The organism is Leclercia sp. AS011 (assembly GCF_037152535.1).
GTDB lineage: Bacteria > Pseudomonadota > Gammaproteobacteria > Enterobacterales > Enterobacteriaceae > Enterobacter.
The window spans coordinates 2,145,295-2,161,728 of the sequence record NZ_JBBCMA010000001.1; the positions used below are offsets into that span (position 1 = coordinate 2,145,295).

14 protein-coding genes are annotated in these 16,434 nt (G+C 49.3%); 4 read left to right on the top strand and 10 right to left on the bottom strand.

The genetic code is table 11. From position 1 onward, the window contains the following. Window positions 1–152: 152 nt before the first annotated feature. The 3 genes from lpxP to WFO70_RS22495 all read right to left on the bottom strand — a co-directional run bounded on the left by lpxP (window position 153) and on the right by WFO70_RS22495 (window position 1,792). The gene (lpxP, locus tag WFO70_RS10175; protein WP_106995981.1) at window positions 153–1,061 is read right to left on the bottom strand and encodes a kdo(2)-lipid IV(A) palmitoleoyltransferase; all 909 of its coding nucleotides are present in this window, start codon (window positions 1,059–1,061) and stop codon (window positions 153–155) included. Window positions 1,062–1,263: 202 nt separating this feature from the next. Continuing rightward, the gene (locus WFO70_RS10180; protein WP_280713838.1) at window positions 1,264–1,536 is read right to left on the bottom strand and encodes a hypothetical protein; all 273 of its coding nucleotides are present in this window, start codon (window positions 1,534–1,536) and stop codon (window positions 1,264–1,266) included. Between the two features lie 79 nt (window positions 1,537–1,615). After that, window positions 1,616–1,792, bottom strand: coding sequence for a YnfU family zinc-binding protein (locus WFO70_RS22495; protein WP_213076229.1), 177 nt, complete (start codon window positions 1,790–1,792; stop codon window positions 1,616–1,618). 153 nt (window positions 1,793–1,945) lie between these two features. On the opposite strand from WFO70_RS22495, the gene WFO70_RS10185 reads away from it, so the two are divergent. Further along, on the top strand, window positions 1,946–2,179 hold the full coding sequence (locus WFO70_RS10185; protein WP_032992301.1) for a hypothetical protein: 234 nt from the start codon (window positions 1,946–1,948) through the stop codon (window positions 2,177–2,179). 19 nt (window positions 2,180–2,198) lie between these two features. On the opposite strand, the gene WFO70_RS10190 is transcribed toward WFO70_RS10185, so the two are convergent. From WFO70_RS10190 to cspF, 3 genes are all read right to left on the bottom strand, one after another. Continuing rightward, window positions 2,199–10,781, bottom strand: a complete 8,583-nt coding sequence (locus WFO70_RS10190) for a GH36-type glycosyl hydrolase domain-containing protein (protein ID WP_312805869.1) — start codon at window positions 10,779–10,781, stop codon at window positions 2,199–2,201. 155 nt (window positions 10,782–10,936) lie between these two features. Next, the gene (locus tag WFO70_RS10195; RefSeq protein ID WP_312077865.1) at window positions 10,937–11,107 is read right to left on the bottom strand and encodes a YnfU family zinc-binding protein; all 171 of its coding nucleotides are present in this window, start codon (window positions 11,105–11,107) and stop codon (window positions 10,937–10,939) included. 75 nt (window positions 11,108–11,182) lie between these two features. Next, entirely contained in the window at window positions 11,183–11,395 is a 213-nt protein-coding gene (cspF, locus tag WFO70_RS10200; protein WP_106995984.1) for a cold shock-like protein CspF, read from the bottom strand. 280 nt (window positions 11,396–11,675) lie between these two features. Here cspF and WFO70_RS10205 point away from each other — a divergent pair, with 280 nt between their 5' ends. Both WFO70_RS10205 and WFO70_RS10210 read left to right on the top strand, forming a co-directional pair. Beyond that, window positions 11,676–11,894: a cold shock domain-containing protein gene (locus WFO70_RS10205; RefSeq protein ID WP_106995985.1), complete on the top strand. Its 219-nt coding sequence runs from the start codon at window positions 11,676–11,678 to the stop codon at window positions 11,892–11,894. Window positions 11,895–12,206: 312 nt separating this feature from the next. After that, entirely contained in the window at window positions 12,207–12,434 is a 228-nt protein-coding gene (locus WFO70_RS10210; protein WP_106995986.1) for a hypothetical protein, read from the top strand. 638 nt (window positions 12,435–13,072) lie between these two features. On the opposite strand, the gene WFO70_RS10215 is transcribed toward WFO70_RS10210, so the two are convergent. Further along, window positions 13,073–13,267: a hypothetical protein gene (locus WFO70_RS10215; protein ID WP_023479757.1), complete on the bottom strand. Its 195-nt coding sequence runs from the start codon at window positions 13,265–13,267 to the stop codon at window positions 13,073–13,075. Window positions 13,268–13,475: 208 nt separating this feature from the next. Here WFO70_RS10215 and WFO70_RS10220 point away from each other — a divergent pair, with 208 nt between their 5' ends. Then, entirely contained in the window at window positions 13,476–13,664 is a 189-nt protein-coding gene (locus WFO70_RS10220; RefSeq protein WP_023479866.1) for a hypothetical protein, read from the top strand. A gap of 326 nt (window positions 13,665–13,990) precedes the next feature. Here the strand turns inward: WFO70_RS10220 and WFO70_RS10225 are convergent, their stop codons facing one another. The 3 genes from WFO70_RS10225 to WFO70_RS10235 all read right to left on the bottom strand — a co-directional run bounded on the left by WFO70_RS10225 (window position 13,991) and on the right by WFO70_RS10235 (window position 16,428). After that, complete coding sequence (locus WFO70_RS10225) at window positions 13,991–14,593, bottom strand: site-specific integrase (protein WP_023479883.1); 603 nt, start codon at window positions 14,591–14,593, stop codon at window positions 13,991–13,993. Window positions 14,594–14,700: 107 nt separating this feature from the next. Further along, a complete protein-coding gene (gene arsC, locus WFO70_RS10230; RefSeq protein ID WP_023479704.1) occupies window positions 14,701–15,126 on the bottom strand; it encodes a glutaredoxin-dependent arsenate reductase in 426 nt (141 codons plus the stop codon). A gap of 12 nt (window positions 15,127–15,138) precedes the next feature. Next, window positions 15,139–16,428 (bottom strand): arsenic transporter, encoded by a 1,290-nt coding sequence (locus tag WFO70_RS10235; protein WP_023479682.1) that lies wholly within the window; start codon window positions 16,426–16,428, stop codon window positions 15,139–15,141. Between the last annotated feature and the right edge of the window lie 6 nt (window positions 16,429–16,434).

The window sequence follows — 16,434 nt, forward strand, 5'->3', positions numbered from 1 at the left end:
CGGACCTTCAAATCCAAACCGGTTCAATTGATTAACTTTGGCTGTCAGTCAAGCCATCGTTAACATGAATCCGATCGAAAATTCCTTATCGCATTTTTACAAATACGCAGTGGCAAGAAAGATAGATTCTGGCTCATGACAAGTAGAGTTGTTCATTTGTATAAAGAGACTTCGCCTTCAGGACGCGTTTTGAACCTGCGATGCATCCACAGGTATTGCTCAGGAGCACGGAGAATTTCACGCTCGATGATCTTGTTCATATAAGCCGCTGCGGCGACCTTGTCTTCCCTTGGATAGCCTGACAACGGATTGCTGATATACATGTGATAACCTTTTTTATCGCTACGTCGAATCATGCTAAGTGTGATCAAGTGTGCACCAGCGAGTTTTGACAGAGCATACGTTCCGTTCGTCGTGGCTGCTTTTTTTACCGAGAAAAAAGGTGCAAAAACGCTTCCTTTAGACCCATAATCCTGGTCTGGTGCAAACCAAACGGCTTCACCTGCTTTTAGCGCATGAACAAAACCTGATAAATTACGTCGATTAATCATAGCCTTATTTGAACGCATACGCCCTTTTGTCTGTACCCATTCCATTAATGGATCATTGTGTGGGCGATACGTTGCCATCATAGGATGGCATAACCCCATTACTCTTCCACACAACTCAAGGGACATAAAATGAATCCCGACAACCATTACTCCTCTTGTCGCACCGGTCAGGTTTTCAAGCCCTTCGACATCAAACCATTTTTTGACTCTCGCATCGCTCCAGAACCAGGCCATTCCTGTTTCCATCAGTCCCAGCCCGAGAGAAGCAAAGTTTTTATTGACCATCTGGCTCCGGGCAAACGGTGTCATCTCGGGAAAGCACAGTTCGATATTTCTAATCGCAATCCCTTCCCGGCGTTTCAGAAAGGGTCTGGATATTGTTCCAAGGCCAGAGCCCAGAATATGTAAAACCGGGTAAGGAAGTTGAACGAGAAGCCACAGCAGACCCAAACCAGACCAGGTAAGCCAGTGGCGAGGATGAAGTAAATTATGAGTAAAAGTCTGTGCCATAAATTTCCTTAATGCTAATGAAGGTTATAACGCAAAAGGAAAACAATGAGGCAATTTGTCTTTAGCGATACATTTTGTTTTAGACAATTTAAACCCATCTAAATTCAGAAAAAATAATTTTGCAATGCCTGGTAAAGGATTTAAAGAGCCAGGAATGAATTGTAAGTCAGCAAATTTATTCTGTTATAAATCCATGGTTTTATCATTGATACTCAAGGAATTGTCTTCTTGATTCATCATCATCAAGGTACTCAAAAGAAAAAAGCCGAATTTTGGTAAGTTTATAAAACCACTCACAATCGTTTCGTTGAATAATTTCGCCTGGTTTGAAACATATCCCGGATGCCATCCGAATAATCGCATATTTACCATTACTAAACCTGACCCGGTGAATACAGAAAGGTTGACCGGCCTGCCCGTGACAGCTGTTTGACAGGATATGTCCTTCAATAAAAACAGATTTTTTAGATTTCATTATCATACCCTCGACAACTGCAGTACAGGAGAAATGTTGTCATTTCCCGACATCACTGACGTTAAGTGGCAGAAGCTGATCAGCCGCCGATACACCAGCATTCTGAAGGTCTGAACAACAGTCCGCAGGCAGGGCACTCAAGAACCGCATCTTTTCTTAGTTTACCTGCTTTCTGATCGGCTCTGTGTGCGCATACCGGGCAGGCAACATGAACCGGTCTTTCTTTAAAATACCTGAGCCCATTTGTATAAGACATAAATAACTCTCTGAGGAATACATTAATTATTATACGCTTTACTCTAAAAACAGCCGGGTTAAGTTATGTTGATTTATGACTGAATCACGATAGCAGATATTGAAAATTGAACGTCCGATTTATGATATAATACCCTTCCATGAGAAATTTATAATGAAATCAGAAGACACCCTTGACTGGTACCCTTCCCAGCTACCGCCAGTAAAAATTATTCTTGGCGAAGCCGTGCTGGCTGTGGGTAAACAGGGCCGACCGATTAATACCCGAACCTTGCTGGAATACCTTCAGGTCATGCAGGGCAGGCAAAAAAAAAGGGATGACAAAATCGCCATGCAGACAGCGATTGACGTTCTCAGGGATAATCAGCGCATTAACGGCAGACGTTAATGCACCTCCGGGATCAGCGTCAGTTCTGAATGATCTCAACCGTATGGTTTTGTCTATCATCCTTCAGCGGTATTCTGTCATCAGGGAGGAGAACACCATCCAGCGTCACGCAATATTCTGCATCGCCGCGTGAAACACTAATCTGATAATGGCTTTCACCATACTGATATGCCATAGAAAAAGACGACCACGCATCCGGTAACCTGGCATGAACACTAAAGTCAGTGCCGGAACGTTTTATCCCCAGTAATTCCTCGGTAAGTAAACGCCAGGCCCAGCCTGCGGAACCGGTATACCAGCTCCACCCTGCACGTCCGGTATGGGGAGCGACGCTGTAGACATCAGCACTCATGACATAAGGCTCAGCTTTATAAATCCCGACCGAGTCCGCATTCAGGGTGTGATTTATAGGGTTGAGCATTGACCAGAGTTGCCAGGCTCGTTCGGCATTCCCCATTCGGGCAAAGGCCATCACTGCCCAGATGGCGCCATGCGTATACTGCCCTCCGTTTTCCCGCACGCCGGGCAGGTACCCCTGTATGTAGCCCGGATTCGGGCCGTGTCCGTCGAAAGGAGGCGTTAACAGTTTGATCAGCCCTCCTTCGTTATCCACAAGGTGCTTATCCAGCGCCTGCATGGCCTTTGCGCACCGTCCCGGGTCTGCGGCCCCGGACAATACAGACCAGCTCTGCGCAATCGCATCGATCCGGCAGTCCTGAGAGGCTTTCGACCCCAGGGGAGTACCATCATCAAAATACCCGCGCCGGTACCATTCACCATCCCAGGCATGGGCTTCGAGATTGCTTTGCAGACGCAGGGCCTGTGCACGGCACATAGAGGCGACATTCTCATCCATCCTGCGCTCCGCCAGCGCTGCAAACCGCTGCAAAATATCGTACAGGAAGAAGCCCAGCCAGACGCTTTCACCTTTGCCTTCGATACCCACCTGGTTCATCCCGTCATTCCAGTCACCTGCCCCCATCAGCGGCAGGCCGTGCCCCCCGAACCGCTGTCCATACTGAAGAGCTTTGACGCAGTGTAACCAGAGTGTCTCTTCGGTGCCGCTGATGACCGGCGTGTCATAGACTGACTCTTCACCCGGCTGAAGCGGCCGTCCCTCAAGATAAGGAATGCGTGTTTCCAGTGCATCCATATCCCCCGTCGTTTCAACATAGTGGCAAACAGCAAAAGGAAGCCACAGGTAGTCATCGGAACAGCGGGTACGCACACCGTTTCCGTGTGGCGGGTGCCACCAGTGCTGCACGTCACCCTCGATAAATTGCCGTGATGCACAGAGCATTATCTGTTCACGCATTCGATCCGGAGCAGCATGGCTCAGTGCCAGCGTATCCTGCAGCTGATCGCGAAAACCAAATGCCCCACCAGACTGATAGTAACCACTGCGGGCCATAAGACGACAGGCTACTGTCTGATACATTAGCCAGCCATTAACCAGTAAATTTACGGACGTGTCGGGGGTGTTAACCACAATTTTATCGAGCATATTGTGCCAGTGGATATGAACCCGGTTCAGCGCCTGGCGGACCGCATCTTCGTTCATATAATGGGCAAGCGTCTCCTGAGCGCGAGCATGATTCTCAGCAGCGCCAAGGATGAAAATAAAGGTCCTCTGATCGCCGTCGATTAATTTGACGGCAGATTGCACCGCCCCGCAGGGATCCTGGCCGGCGCCCGTCTTACCTGATAGCCTGAGCAGTTTCATCGCAGACGGGGCGTGCAGCGAGCCGTTGCGACCGATAAACTCCCGGCGGTCACCAGTCAGCGAACAGTCATTACCGCTGACGGCAAAAAATGCAGTACGGTCACCGCCGTTATCACCATAAAAGTTGTTCGCCAGTACCCCGCAGCCGCCAGGAACACTGGCTGCCTGTGTCACAATGTGAGGAGCCGAGCGAGGTCGGGATTCACCCAGCGTCCATTCCACATAGCCAGTTACGGAAAGTTTGCGTGTCCGGCCCGACGTATTACTGAGCGTCAGAAGTGCAAGTTTAACCGGCGCGTCTTCGGCAACCAGAACAGTCAACTCGCTGTCTATACCGCTTTCACGATGGGCAAAGACGCTGTAACCAAAACCATGGCGCGTCAGGTAATCACCGTGTCCGCGAACAGGCAAAACCGTTGGCGACCAGTACTCGCCGCTCTCTTCATCGCGCAGATAAAACGCCTCGCCGCTGCGATCGCTCACCGGATCGTTCTCCCAGGGTGTCAACCGGTATTCATGCGCATTTTCATACCAGGTATAGGCCTGTCCCGCCTCTGAAATCACACTGCCAAAACGGGAATTTGCCAGTACGTTTGACCATGGTGCCGGTGTCAGCGCATTTTCCCGCAGGACAATCTGATACTCCCGACCATCCTGAGAAAACCCACCGTATCCGTTGAAATGTTGTAACTGACCGACATCGGGATTCCACTCCTTGTGCTGATTACGTTCCCGGACTGCGTGAGGTACGAATGCTCTGGCCGGAGGTTTGAGAGTATGAATACGCTGATTAAGCTGCTCACCAATTCCACCTGCACGATCATCAAGATAAAGACAGGCCACGCTCATCAAAAGCAACTTATCTTCAGCGGAGAGATGCTCGCCATTACGGACAAAAAGCCCACCCGTTTTATCCAGCAGACTGGCTTCAGCCCCGGCATAAATTAACTCCATAATCTGATTTTGTAATCCCTGCTGATAACCGCCGGGACTGTTATTGAGGATCACCAGATCCACCTCCAGCCCTTTCTGTCTCCAGTACCGGTGTGCCTGAATCAGAGTGGTCACGGCAGCGATACTTTCTTCGCTGGTAATACTCAGCAGCACTATCGGCAGATCGCCTGAAATTGCCCAGCCCCACAGACCGGACTGACCGCGACGGTTGCGGCTGATCGCCTGTCCCTCGACTCGCAGCTCCTGGACAGGGTAAAGCACTGCACTGGCGAGACGATTAAACAACGTGGCATCATCTTCACTGGCATTCATCTGACGTAATACCACCTGACTGTGAGACCTGGCCAGTTCGAAGACGCGATCAGCGATAGGGTAATCGCGGTATTTTTCCAGCAGAGCCAGACTTTGCTGACGGGTCTCGCTGATGCCATAAATGATATCAATCGTGACCGTCTGCCCCGGCTGCATAATGATGGCATGGCGTATCGCCAGTACAGGATCCAGTACTGACCCCGACGTGTTACTAAGCGCTCCTCCAGCCTCTATTGCCAGGGCATCAGCAGGACTTCTGCCACGGCCAAGAAATTTTGCCCTATTCGTTTCAAATGAGACGGTATGAAGTGTATCGCCATGCACCACCATCATGTGAAACAAGCAGGGACTCGGTTCATCCGGGGTGCGCGGGCGCCGGTGGCAAAGAATAGCGTCACGCTCAGGTTCAAGTTCAGTCTGAATAAACAGATTGCTGAATGCCGGGTGTGCCAGATCGCTGGCATCAGGGGCCAGTACCACTTCGGCATAGGTTGTCAGCTCCAGAGAGCGGGGCTGGCGTCCACGATGAATGAGTGTGAGACGTCGCAGTTCAATGTCATCTTCCGGGGAGATAACAATCTGAGTTTTGACGCTGAGTCCACCAAAGGTACGTCTGAATTCAGCACTCGCATCGGTGAATATCACTTCTTCTTCGTGTTCGCTGGCGTTGCCTGTCGGCTGCCAGGTATTGCTCCACACGTTGCCCGTCTGCATATCGCGGATATAGCAGAATGCTCCCCAGTTATCTCGGGTGGTATCACTGCGCCAGCGTGTAAGAGCAATATTTTTCCAGCGACTGTAACCGCCACCGCCTACCGTCAACATCAGATGATATTGACTGTTGGACAGGAGCTGAATATCCGGAGCTGGCGTGTCCACCCCATTGAAAATGCGGGGTTCATAGCGAACGGGTTTGACTCTGCCCTCATGAGATTCAAAATGACGACGTGGGCTGTAGAGATCGAGCGCATCCGGCACGCGCTCCTGTAACAACAGACTCGCTGAACGGAAGGTCGTACTGGACATAAATCGCTCAGTCATGGGGGCCCCAAGCAATACATGGGCCAACGCCTGAAATGCCATGCCCTGGTGATGTGCCATCCAGGACTGAACCACCGCATAGAGCTGACCAGATGCGAGGCGTGAGGGGGTATAATCCAGCGCTTCATAAAAACCATATTCGCCGTGTGCGCCATTTTTTTGCAGCCTGAACAGGTTCTCACAGGCTTTCTGTGGAGAGACCATCAACGCCAGCAATGTGGCATAAGGGGCGACAACCATGTCATCAGCAAGCCCCCTGCGCAGACCGAGGCCCGGCACGCCAAAGGCCTGATACTGATAATTATACTGAACATCAAAAGCATGATAACCAGACTCTGAAACCCCCCAGGGTACTCCGCGTTCTTTCCCCCAGTGGATCTGGCGCATAACTGCCGACTGACTCATCTCATCGAGCAGGCTACCAGGCCAGGTAGGCATTACAAGATTCGGCATCAGGTATTCAAACATGGATCCGCTCCACGACATCAGGGCAGTTTCATTATCAATCGTGGTAAAAAGTCGACCCAGCGCGTACCAGCTTTTAAGAGGAAGTTGATTAGTCGCAATGGCAAGAAAACTGGTCAGGCGAATTTCAGACGGCAGGAGATCATAGTGGCTCTTGTCAGGCGTATTTGTGTCACAGTTATAACCAACACTGAGCAGACTGGTTGCTTCGTTGTACAGGAAGGCGAAATCCATCCGGGCATGTTCATCCAGCCGCTGTTCAAGCTCGGTGATAATATTGAGTCGCATCCGGGCCTGCCCCGTCGCTGATGCAGAGGGTGTTTCTTTACCGGTAAATGTCTCCCGGGCAAGCTCGCTCAGCGTCGGCAGCGTTTGTTTGTTCCAGGATGCAGGTAACCAGCCAAGCAGCAGCGACCACTCATGGCAAAGCTGAACCAGCTGATGCTCCAGATGTCCTGCCCAGCGCATCTGGAGGGGGGCTCCATGATGACATTGCGTGATCAGATGGTTGCTCTGGGTGCGCATGTTTTTCAGCTCGCTGAAAAATGCCTGCGGAGAGAGCGACACCGCGAACAGGTAGTGTTTGCGCAGCAGCCGCAGGCTGTCCGGGGGATTCTGACCCCACTGGTTTTCCAGAATACCCAGCGTATCGTTCAGTCCTTCCAGTATTTGTTGGCTGTTTAAAACAGGCTGATGACGCATGGCGGACAGCCCTGCACGCAGGGTCAACAGATGCCCCGCCAGGTTGCCGCTGTCAACACTCGAGATGTAGCGTGGGCTGAGGGGGGCCAGCGTACGGGTGTCATACCAGTTGTAGAGATGGCCCCGGTAGTGCTCCATTTTATCCAGCGTGTCGAGCGTGAGCGACACGCGCCGGAGCACCTCTCCGCCGGGCAGATAGCCAAAGTCCCATGCCGTCAGGTTAGCCATAAGGGAAAGGCCAATATTGGTAGGGGAAGTGCGATGGGCCACCTTCGGTTGCGGTAGTTCCTGGTAGTTATCAGGCGGAAGCCAGTTCTCTTTTTCTGTGGCAAAGGTTTCAAAAAACGCCCAGATTTCACGGCCAGTCTGGCGTAACAGCTGTTTTTGTTCCTGATTTGGCGAAAACACCTTACGCACGGGCTGGCGACTCAGCCAGCTCATCAGCAGCGGTGCCACACACCATAACATACCGATCGGCAACGCAATTCCCAGCAGTTGTGGTGCAAATTGTCCGGTCAGTATTATCAGCGTCACGCCACAGGCTACATTCAGCCACATCGCCTGATAAAACCGCGCAAAAGCGGGTGTGGACTGATTGCTGTCGTGGCTGTGAATGACCCACTGGCTGAGGCTACGCCTGCTGATCCCCAGTCGCCATAGCGTCACGGCAATCGCCTTCAACGAATATCCGGCTTCGTGTGGCAGTACCGCAAAATTAATCCCGATACCTGACAAACGCTTCAGCGCGCCCGCCCCCACCAGTAACAGATGCGGCTTCAGGCGGCGACGCAGAGGTTTATGCAGAAGATCATGGGCAATGCAGAGGATGGATGGTAATAGCCATATCAGTGAAAGTACGCCCAGCCAGTAAACCGGATTGGGTACCCCAAGCAGGGTAAAGAACAGCAATACCAGTAAAGAGGGGGCGACCAGACTGCGCCGCAGATTATCAAGTAATTTCCAGTAAGAAAGCGCGGTCAGCGGATTCCTGTCTCGGGTTCCATCGGCTTTTCTGACGCGTGGTTTCAGCCAGTTAAGCAGTTGCCAGTCACCCCGGATCCAGCGTGAACGCCGTGCAACATCCGACAAATAATTATTAGGGTATTGTTCGTAGAGCAACACCTCACTCAGCAGACCCGAACGGGCATAGCATCCTTCGAGGAGGTCATGGCTGAGGACCAGATTTTCCGGGCAGGTGTTGGCGGTGGCCTGCATAAAAATATCAACATCGTAAATCCCTTTGCCCACGAACGATCCTTCCCCAAACAGATCCTGATAAATATCCGAAGACATCATCGAATAGGGGTTATTGCCCGGTATGCTGCTGCGCAGCGCTGCGTAACGCCCCTGACCGTTGCGTGGTATCTCCTCTGCAAGGCCGGGTTGCAGAATGCCGAATCCTTTGACAACCCTCTGGCTTACTGGATCATATACTGGCGTATTCAGCGGATGTGCCATTGCCGCGACCAGTTTGTGTGCCGTATCGCGCGGCAGCAACGTATCACTGTCCAGGGTAATAACGTATTTAATGTGACCTGGTAAAAGGTGGGTAGGCATGTCTGCTACGCTGACGAATTGTGTCCCCGGATGGCGTAACCAGCTGTTCAGTAACGCCAGCTTTCCCCGCTTGCGTTCATAGCCCATCCAGGTTCCTTCAGCGGAGTTCCATTCAGGCTGGCGGTGTAGCAGATAAAAACGTGGCCGCCCGGAGGGATAGCGGCGGTTCAGCGCCTGCGTATCGGCGATCGCCTGTCTCAGCAGTATGTGACTTTCTGGCGAGGGTTCATTTTCAGAATCAGCGAAGTCAGTGAGCAGCGCGAACCTGAGATTTTCGTTTTCATTCCCCAGCCAACAGACTTCAAGGCTGGTAAGGAGCTTAGTGAAACTTTGGTGGCTGGTCAGCATGCAGGGGATGACTAACAGGGTGGCGCTGTCAGCGGGAATACCGGTTGAAAAATCCATTCCCGGCAACGGGCGAGGAACACGAAAGCGGGTGGTTGCGTCACTGAGTAAATCACTTATTAACTGAGTTAAAGCGATAATCAAAGGCAGTATCACTGCGATCAACAGCCACTGTGCGCCCTGCATGGCAGTTTCGTGCAAAATTGCCGCGGTTGTTGCGGTGGTCAACAACGCCAGGCTTCCAAGCCATGACAGCAGGGTTATTCTGTTGAAACTGTGCCGCAAGCGTATGAGACTTGAAGTATCTGCCAGGAGATGAATTTCCAGCGCCTGTCGACCTTCGCCTGCGAGATAATAACCAACATGATGTTCCGGTGTATCGGGAGCATTCTTTCCTGACAGCCGCAGTACTCTGTCAGCAACCTCTGGCTCGCTGAGACCACTGTCTCTGGCCAGGACCTCAACAACGTGTCGGTAATGATCCCGGGTATTGAAGTGCATCCGGGGGTAGATCCCGGCAGGATCATTACGTAAAGCCTGTTCGACGACACTTATCGTTTCGGCGAAATCAGCCCAGTCCGTTTCACTCAGTAACCGCAGACCCGCGATGCTGTTGCTGACAGACAGCTGGCTGGCGGCAAGCTGTTGATTAAAGTTATGTATGAGAACGTCGGAGGTGATCCCCTGTTCCCGAAGGCTCTGTTCAACCCAGTTCAGAGGTAACGACAGCGCGTTACCATGCCCCTGCAGGCGCCGCACCAGTTCGGCGACAAACGCACTGGTTAAAGGAGGCCGGGAGCGTGCCATGTCGGCAACTACCATGATTAAATCACCAGGCGCACTCTCGGCGCATTCGAAAATCCTTGTTATCCACGTATCGGCCAGATTTCTGTCCTGCTGCGCTTTTACCACTTCCACGCTTATACGACGAAGATTTTCTATCAGCGCCAGGCGCAGCATTCCCGGTAATGCCCAGACTTCACCTAATGTCAGAGGTGTCACCTGTTGATAAGCTGTGAGATAGCTGGTCAGACTGGCGGCATCCCAGCGGCCATCACCGTGAGCAATAGCCTCTGATGCAATGTTGTAAATTCGTGGGCAATTCAGCGGCGACATCAGCGACGGGAGTCCTTTACCAAAGCTTTTTGGTAAGTGCTGGCGGACAGTGCGTATCTGTTCTTCAATCAGATAGTAATTGTCCAGCAACCACTCTCCGGCGGGCATGATACTGGTCTTTTTACCCGCGTTAAGCTCATAGCAGTTTTGAGTGATGATAGCCTCATTGTCGCCAAGCCTTTTCAGAAGATAATAAGGATGTTTATCCGGTGATAATTTATGGGTTCGCGCCAGCTTCTGACCGTAGCGCTCCATCTGGGCGGTCGAAAAGAGTTCTAACCGCGGAGGACTTTCACCGGCAGGATCGTTCGCTGAAAACGTTACGTTTTCAGCAGCATTCCTCGGAATACGGGAGCGGTTAAACCACACTTTGGGGTTCATTTTCATAGCATTGCTCTGATGCAACGTTAGCACGCAGGAGCAGTTGCGAAATCAGTTCAGAAACGTTCTCTCAGGATGGGCGTCAGGCATCAGGGATTTAACAGCTGCCGGAATCTAACATAAGTATAGGACATGGGCTCTGATCTGCGGTTGTGGTCGAGCTAGCGTCGGGAGATAAACAGAGCTTTACATCCGGGGCAAAGCATGGCTTGGTTGAGTCGGATTTTTGACAACGGCTGTGCTGATTTTAAGCCACAAACAGGACAGGCAGCAGTGGCAGTAGACGCACTGCTGAAGAGTTTCATTGCGTAATTGATAACAGACATGACCATTAACCTTTCAATGAATGAGCTTCACCGTATCACATATGGTTAAGTTTTAATCTATATATTTTGAGGCACAGAAATTCAGGAAAGATAAATGTTCGCAGCCACAGGCCCCCTGTTACCGTTGATCCGGCAAAATTCTATGCGGCTTCCTGGGATGAGTAATTCTGATTCGCGGGAGTTAACGGCTGAAATGTGAAGCAGGACGTCTTTTCGGCCATCAGAGGGGATGATGAGGCCTTTACCGCTGAGAATGTCAAAACTTTTGACAATTCCGGTCATTTTATGGGACAAGTCAATTCCTTATTGAAAACACGTAAATAGTATACATTGAAAATAGCACGCTGCCACTTTTGTTTTCCTTGCAGGATCTCTGGACGGCTAAAATATAATTTGCTTATTATTATTTACCGTGCCTTAATGAATCCCATCAGTTCGATGTAAAAACGAACGTTTAACATTTTTCGGGAAGTCCTCATTACCAGGCGCTATCTCTGATATCCCCTCCTTTTGAGTCCAAACGTTTAATACGATATGTTTGCTATCAATACAATCATTTATAACGGGAGTCAGTATGACCTCAAGAATTAAAGGCCTGGTAAAATGGTTTAACGGAGACAAAGGTTTTGGCTTCATCTCTCCTCTTGATGGCAGTAAAGATATCTTTGTCCATTTTTCTGCGCTTAGCGGCGACAACTTTAAAACTTTATTTGAAGGACAGAAAGTTGAATTCGCCATTCACAGCGGTGACAAAGGTCCTGCTGCTGCAAACGTAATACTTTGCGATAAATAAATCTTTGTGGATCTGCGACAACGATCAAGGATTATTCCTGAGTAGACATACCCATAAATTAAATGTGATAAAAGCCGTTTAATCCTAATATCAGGTCAGCATATTTTTGCATATGTATGAATGTGTTGACCGATTTGATGAGGTGCAGGACTGCTGCATAAAAATTTCAAAACAGAAGCTAACTGCTTGTTAAATAATAAAGTGCGTAAGGGGCGAGGCTGCCTCCGAAAGCATCACGTCTTTATTTTTACCTTAGTGGCATCTACCAGTAAACATCACTGAGAGAAAAGATTAACAGATTCATGGTGGCATATGATAAAAATTCTTGTTTTCTTTAATGCCGAACCCTGTAAAGTCATGACCGTTCTGGAGGGTATATCCTCTATCAGACGAGAATATCCGAACGGTGATGAAGCACATCTTCGGATTATGTCCGCTGGCTTTCCTTCATTAACCGGCGATCATGGTGTTGTTTACGTGGCTTCTGACAGGCAGTTAACGTCGCAGGAGATACTCGATGCTGCCAGGAAATATTTATAGCAGTTTCATTACCTTCTCTGCTTCATGTTTAATTGCGTACCTACCCTATTTATAAGATACAAACAAAAAAAATAAGTAAAAAAACTTTATAGCCTGCTAACCGCAGGCTTTTTTTTCAACACATTCTTTTAAAAATCGCTGTCAAATCAGGAGGTCACACTATGTGCATTGACAAAATACAGATGGCCCTCTACCTCCCTTCATGCTATTTTGCCTCTTATGATGAATCCTTCTGAGCGGCAGGGCAAATTAACCTGATGAATTTTCTAATGGAATGTTCATCATGCACGAACGAAGCAGCGGGTCATAGGGATACCCAAAGGCTTACCGGGAGGCATCGGCATCATATTCATAAGCATCAAGCGATGCAGCAGAGGATTTTTCTCTGGATGTTTTATGCTTCTTGTTTTGTAAGAATTATTGAAAGATTGTTATATATTTAGTCCAGCAATATGTCTGGCAACTATAATGGTTAGTTACTTCCTTTCCGAGTTCGGTGCTTCTTTTAAGGAGGATTTCACTTTTTACAAATTGGTGATTTCTTTAATGACTATAATATTTTCAATACTTATCTTATTTTTGTTAAATAATGCACTCATGAAGTAAGGAGATACAGTTAAATTTCATCTCGAAGATAATCATCTTCTTCCTGAGATAAAACCTAAAGCGAAGCCTATACCGACTGCTATGAGAATACTTGTCGCAGGATATGACTCAACTTTATTCTTCATGCTGTTAGCCCCACTACGTAACGCATCATCGGTTTTAGTAGCGTATTCTTTTACTGTTTCCTTAAATTCATTTTCAGACTTTTCAGGTGAATGGTTAAACATGGCACTCTCCGGTTTGAAATTATTTATTTAAGTATAGTCAACACCCTTAGGAAAATAAAAAGTTGCAGCTAAATAACACGACTTAGATTATTATTTTCTTACAGTGTTTTTTATATATTTAATGAGTATATGCAAACCTAATCGGCGTTACAGTGTAGGGTACCCTATACTATTAAAACCTCATAAAGATAGGATGCCGGAGTAGACTATGCTAACTTATTTAGAGATCCCAACCGCAGATGTCAGGTTGATGCAAGAAGAATGGCAGTATTCCATTAACGAATGGGAAGATGAAGGAGGGGCGTCTGAAAAAATATATAAAGATGTTGACATTCTAAAAAGTAACAATATGGAATTAATTTTTGATTTACTGTGCTTTGAAAATGAAGGGAAATAGTAACGGTAAATATCGTCTTTTCTTTTCTAATGTTCGTATTTGGTTCATCGCCGCCCAGAAACCTTGCCGCAGGAGCAATTCGTAAAGAATACAACCACACATTCGAAACCGCCCTAACTTTATGTATTGATCAAAAAATTCTGGTCAATGCCTTAGCTTTTTCCAAAGACGATTTCCGCGTCGACGCTTACTCTACTTGGTTCGTTAACTTCAAAGAAACAGCCGGAACTTCCTGCATGTATTGACCTGCTCAGCATTAACAAATTCAATAGAGATGTAATAAAATTCCGCTTCTGGCAAAGGGCTGCTGTTGCAGCCCTCACAAATTAAACTTCAATAGACTCAGATATCTCCAGGGCATCATCCACTTCAATACCGAGATAAAGGACTGTACTTTCAAGTTTTTTGTGACCTAACAATAGCTGGATCACTCGAAGATTCTTCGTTTTTTTATAGATCAGATATGGCTTGGTTCTTCGCATAGAATGCGTACTGTACAGAGTCTCGTCGAGACCTAGCTTATCAATCCATCCATGAAAAATACGGTTATATTGCCTGGTTGAGATATGTCGTGAAGAACCGACGCGGGACTGGAACAGATAGTCGCTACTACGTAGATGAGCCATTTTGATCCATGCTGCTACAGCCTCTCTGGTTCCCTTAGTCAGTTCAAACTGAACGGGGCTTCCCGTTTTTTGCTGCAGCACTGTCGCTCTGCCCGAAACAGAGTGCCCATAGGCCACATCAGAAACTTTTAGCTTAACCAGATCACAGCCCCGAAGTTTACTGTCCAGAGCCATGTTAAACAGAGCTAAATCGCGTACTTTTCCTTCCATCTCAAGTCTGATACGGATTCCCCAGATATGAGAGATCTGAAGAGGCCGTTTCTGGCCAATAATACGGCCTTTGTTCCAGGGGGATGTTGTCATGCTCATTCTCCTTTGGGTTAGGAGATGTGATTATGGTTGTCCCATATGAGCGAAAATCGGATGCCCGCATAGCGTAAACAGGCGTCCGATATTTTGAAGTGGGCAGATTACTTAATCCGCTTCCCCGTTTCGTCAATGACCTTCTCGCCATCCTCTTTGGTAAACGCTCCTTTCTGGCCTTCCGGTAGAATATCCAGCACTATTTCTGAAGGGCGGCAAAGACGAGTGCCAAGCGGCGTAACGACAACCGGCCGATTAATCAGGATCGGATGTTGAAGCATGAAATCAATCAACTGCTCATCACTAAATTTCTCTTCATCAAGACCCAGGTGTTCATAAGGCTCAACATTCTTACGCAGTAATGCACGCACCGTAATTCCCATATCTGAAATAAGTTTAATCAGCTCATCACGGGTGGGTGGCGTATCGAGATAATGAATTATCGTCGGTTCGTTGCCGCTGTTACGGATCATCTCCAGCGTGTTGCGTGAGGTGCCACAGGCCGGGTTGTGATAGATGGTAATGTTGCTCATATCAGTATCTCATTACAAAGTGACAGAGAGCCGCCACGCCAGAGCGGCCAGAGTGACAAACAGCACCGGCACAGTCATGACAATGCCGGTCCGGAAGTAATATCCCCAGGTGATCGTCATATTTTTCCGGGCAAGCACATGCAGCCACAGCAGGGTTGCCAGACTGCCTATCGGGGTGATTTTCGGGCCTAAATCGCAGCCAATCACATTGGCATAAATCATTGCCTCTTTGACGACGCCAGTCGCCGCACTCCCGTCAATCGACAGCGCACCAATCAGCACCGTCGGCATATTGTTCATCACTGATGAGAGAAATGCCGTCAGGAAGCCGGTGCCGAACGTCGCTGCCCATAACCCCTTGTCTGCCAGCTGATTCAGCACACCAGACAGGTACTCCGTGAGCCCTGCATTGCGCAGGCCATAGACCACGAGGTACATGCCCAGCGAGAAAATAACGATCTGCCATGGCGCACCGCGCAGGACTTTCCCGGTGTTGATGGCATGGCCTCTTTTCGCCACCACAAACAGCACTGCTGCGCCAGCCGCCGCTATCGCACTGACCGGGATCCCCAGCGGCTCCAGAACAAAGAAACCGACAAGCAGCAATAACAGGACAATCCAGCCCGCCCTGAAGGTTGCCGGATCCTTGATCGCACTGGCTGGTTTCTTCAGCAGCGAAACGTCATACGTTGCCGGAATATCCCTGCGGAAGAAGAAATGCAGCATGGTCAGCGTGGCCGCAATCGCTGCCGCATCCACGGGGATCATAACGGAAGCATACTGCGTAAAGCCCAGACCGAAGAAGTCCGCCGAGACGATATTAACCAGGTTAGAAACAATGAGCGGCAGGCTGGCCGTATCTGCAATAAACCCTGCAGCCATGACAAAGGCCAGTGTCGTGCCCTGGCTGAACCCCAGTGCGAGCAGCATCGCAATCACAATCGGCGTCAGGATCAGCGCGGCGCCGTCATTGGCAAACAACGCAGCAACAGCGGCACCGAGCAAGACTATCCAGGTGAACAGCAGGCGGCCACGTCCGTTACCCCAGCGGGAGACGTGCAGTGCGGCCCATTCAAAGAAGCCGGACTCATCGAGCAGCAGGCTGATGATGATGACCGCAATAAATGCCGTTGTCGCGTTCCAGACGATATTCCAGACAACGGGAATATCAGCGACATGGATGACACCGGTTCCCAGCGCCAGCACTGCCCCGATACTCGCGCTCCAGCCAATACTCAGGCCTCTGGGTTGCCAGATCACCAGTACCAGCGTCAGTAAAAATATACTCCCTGCCAGAAGCATCTCAGA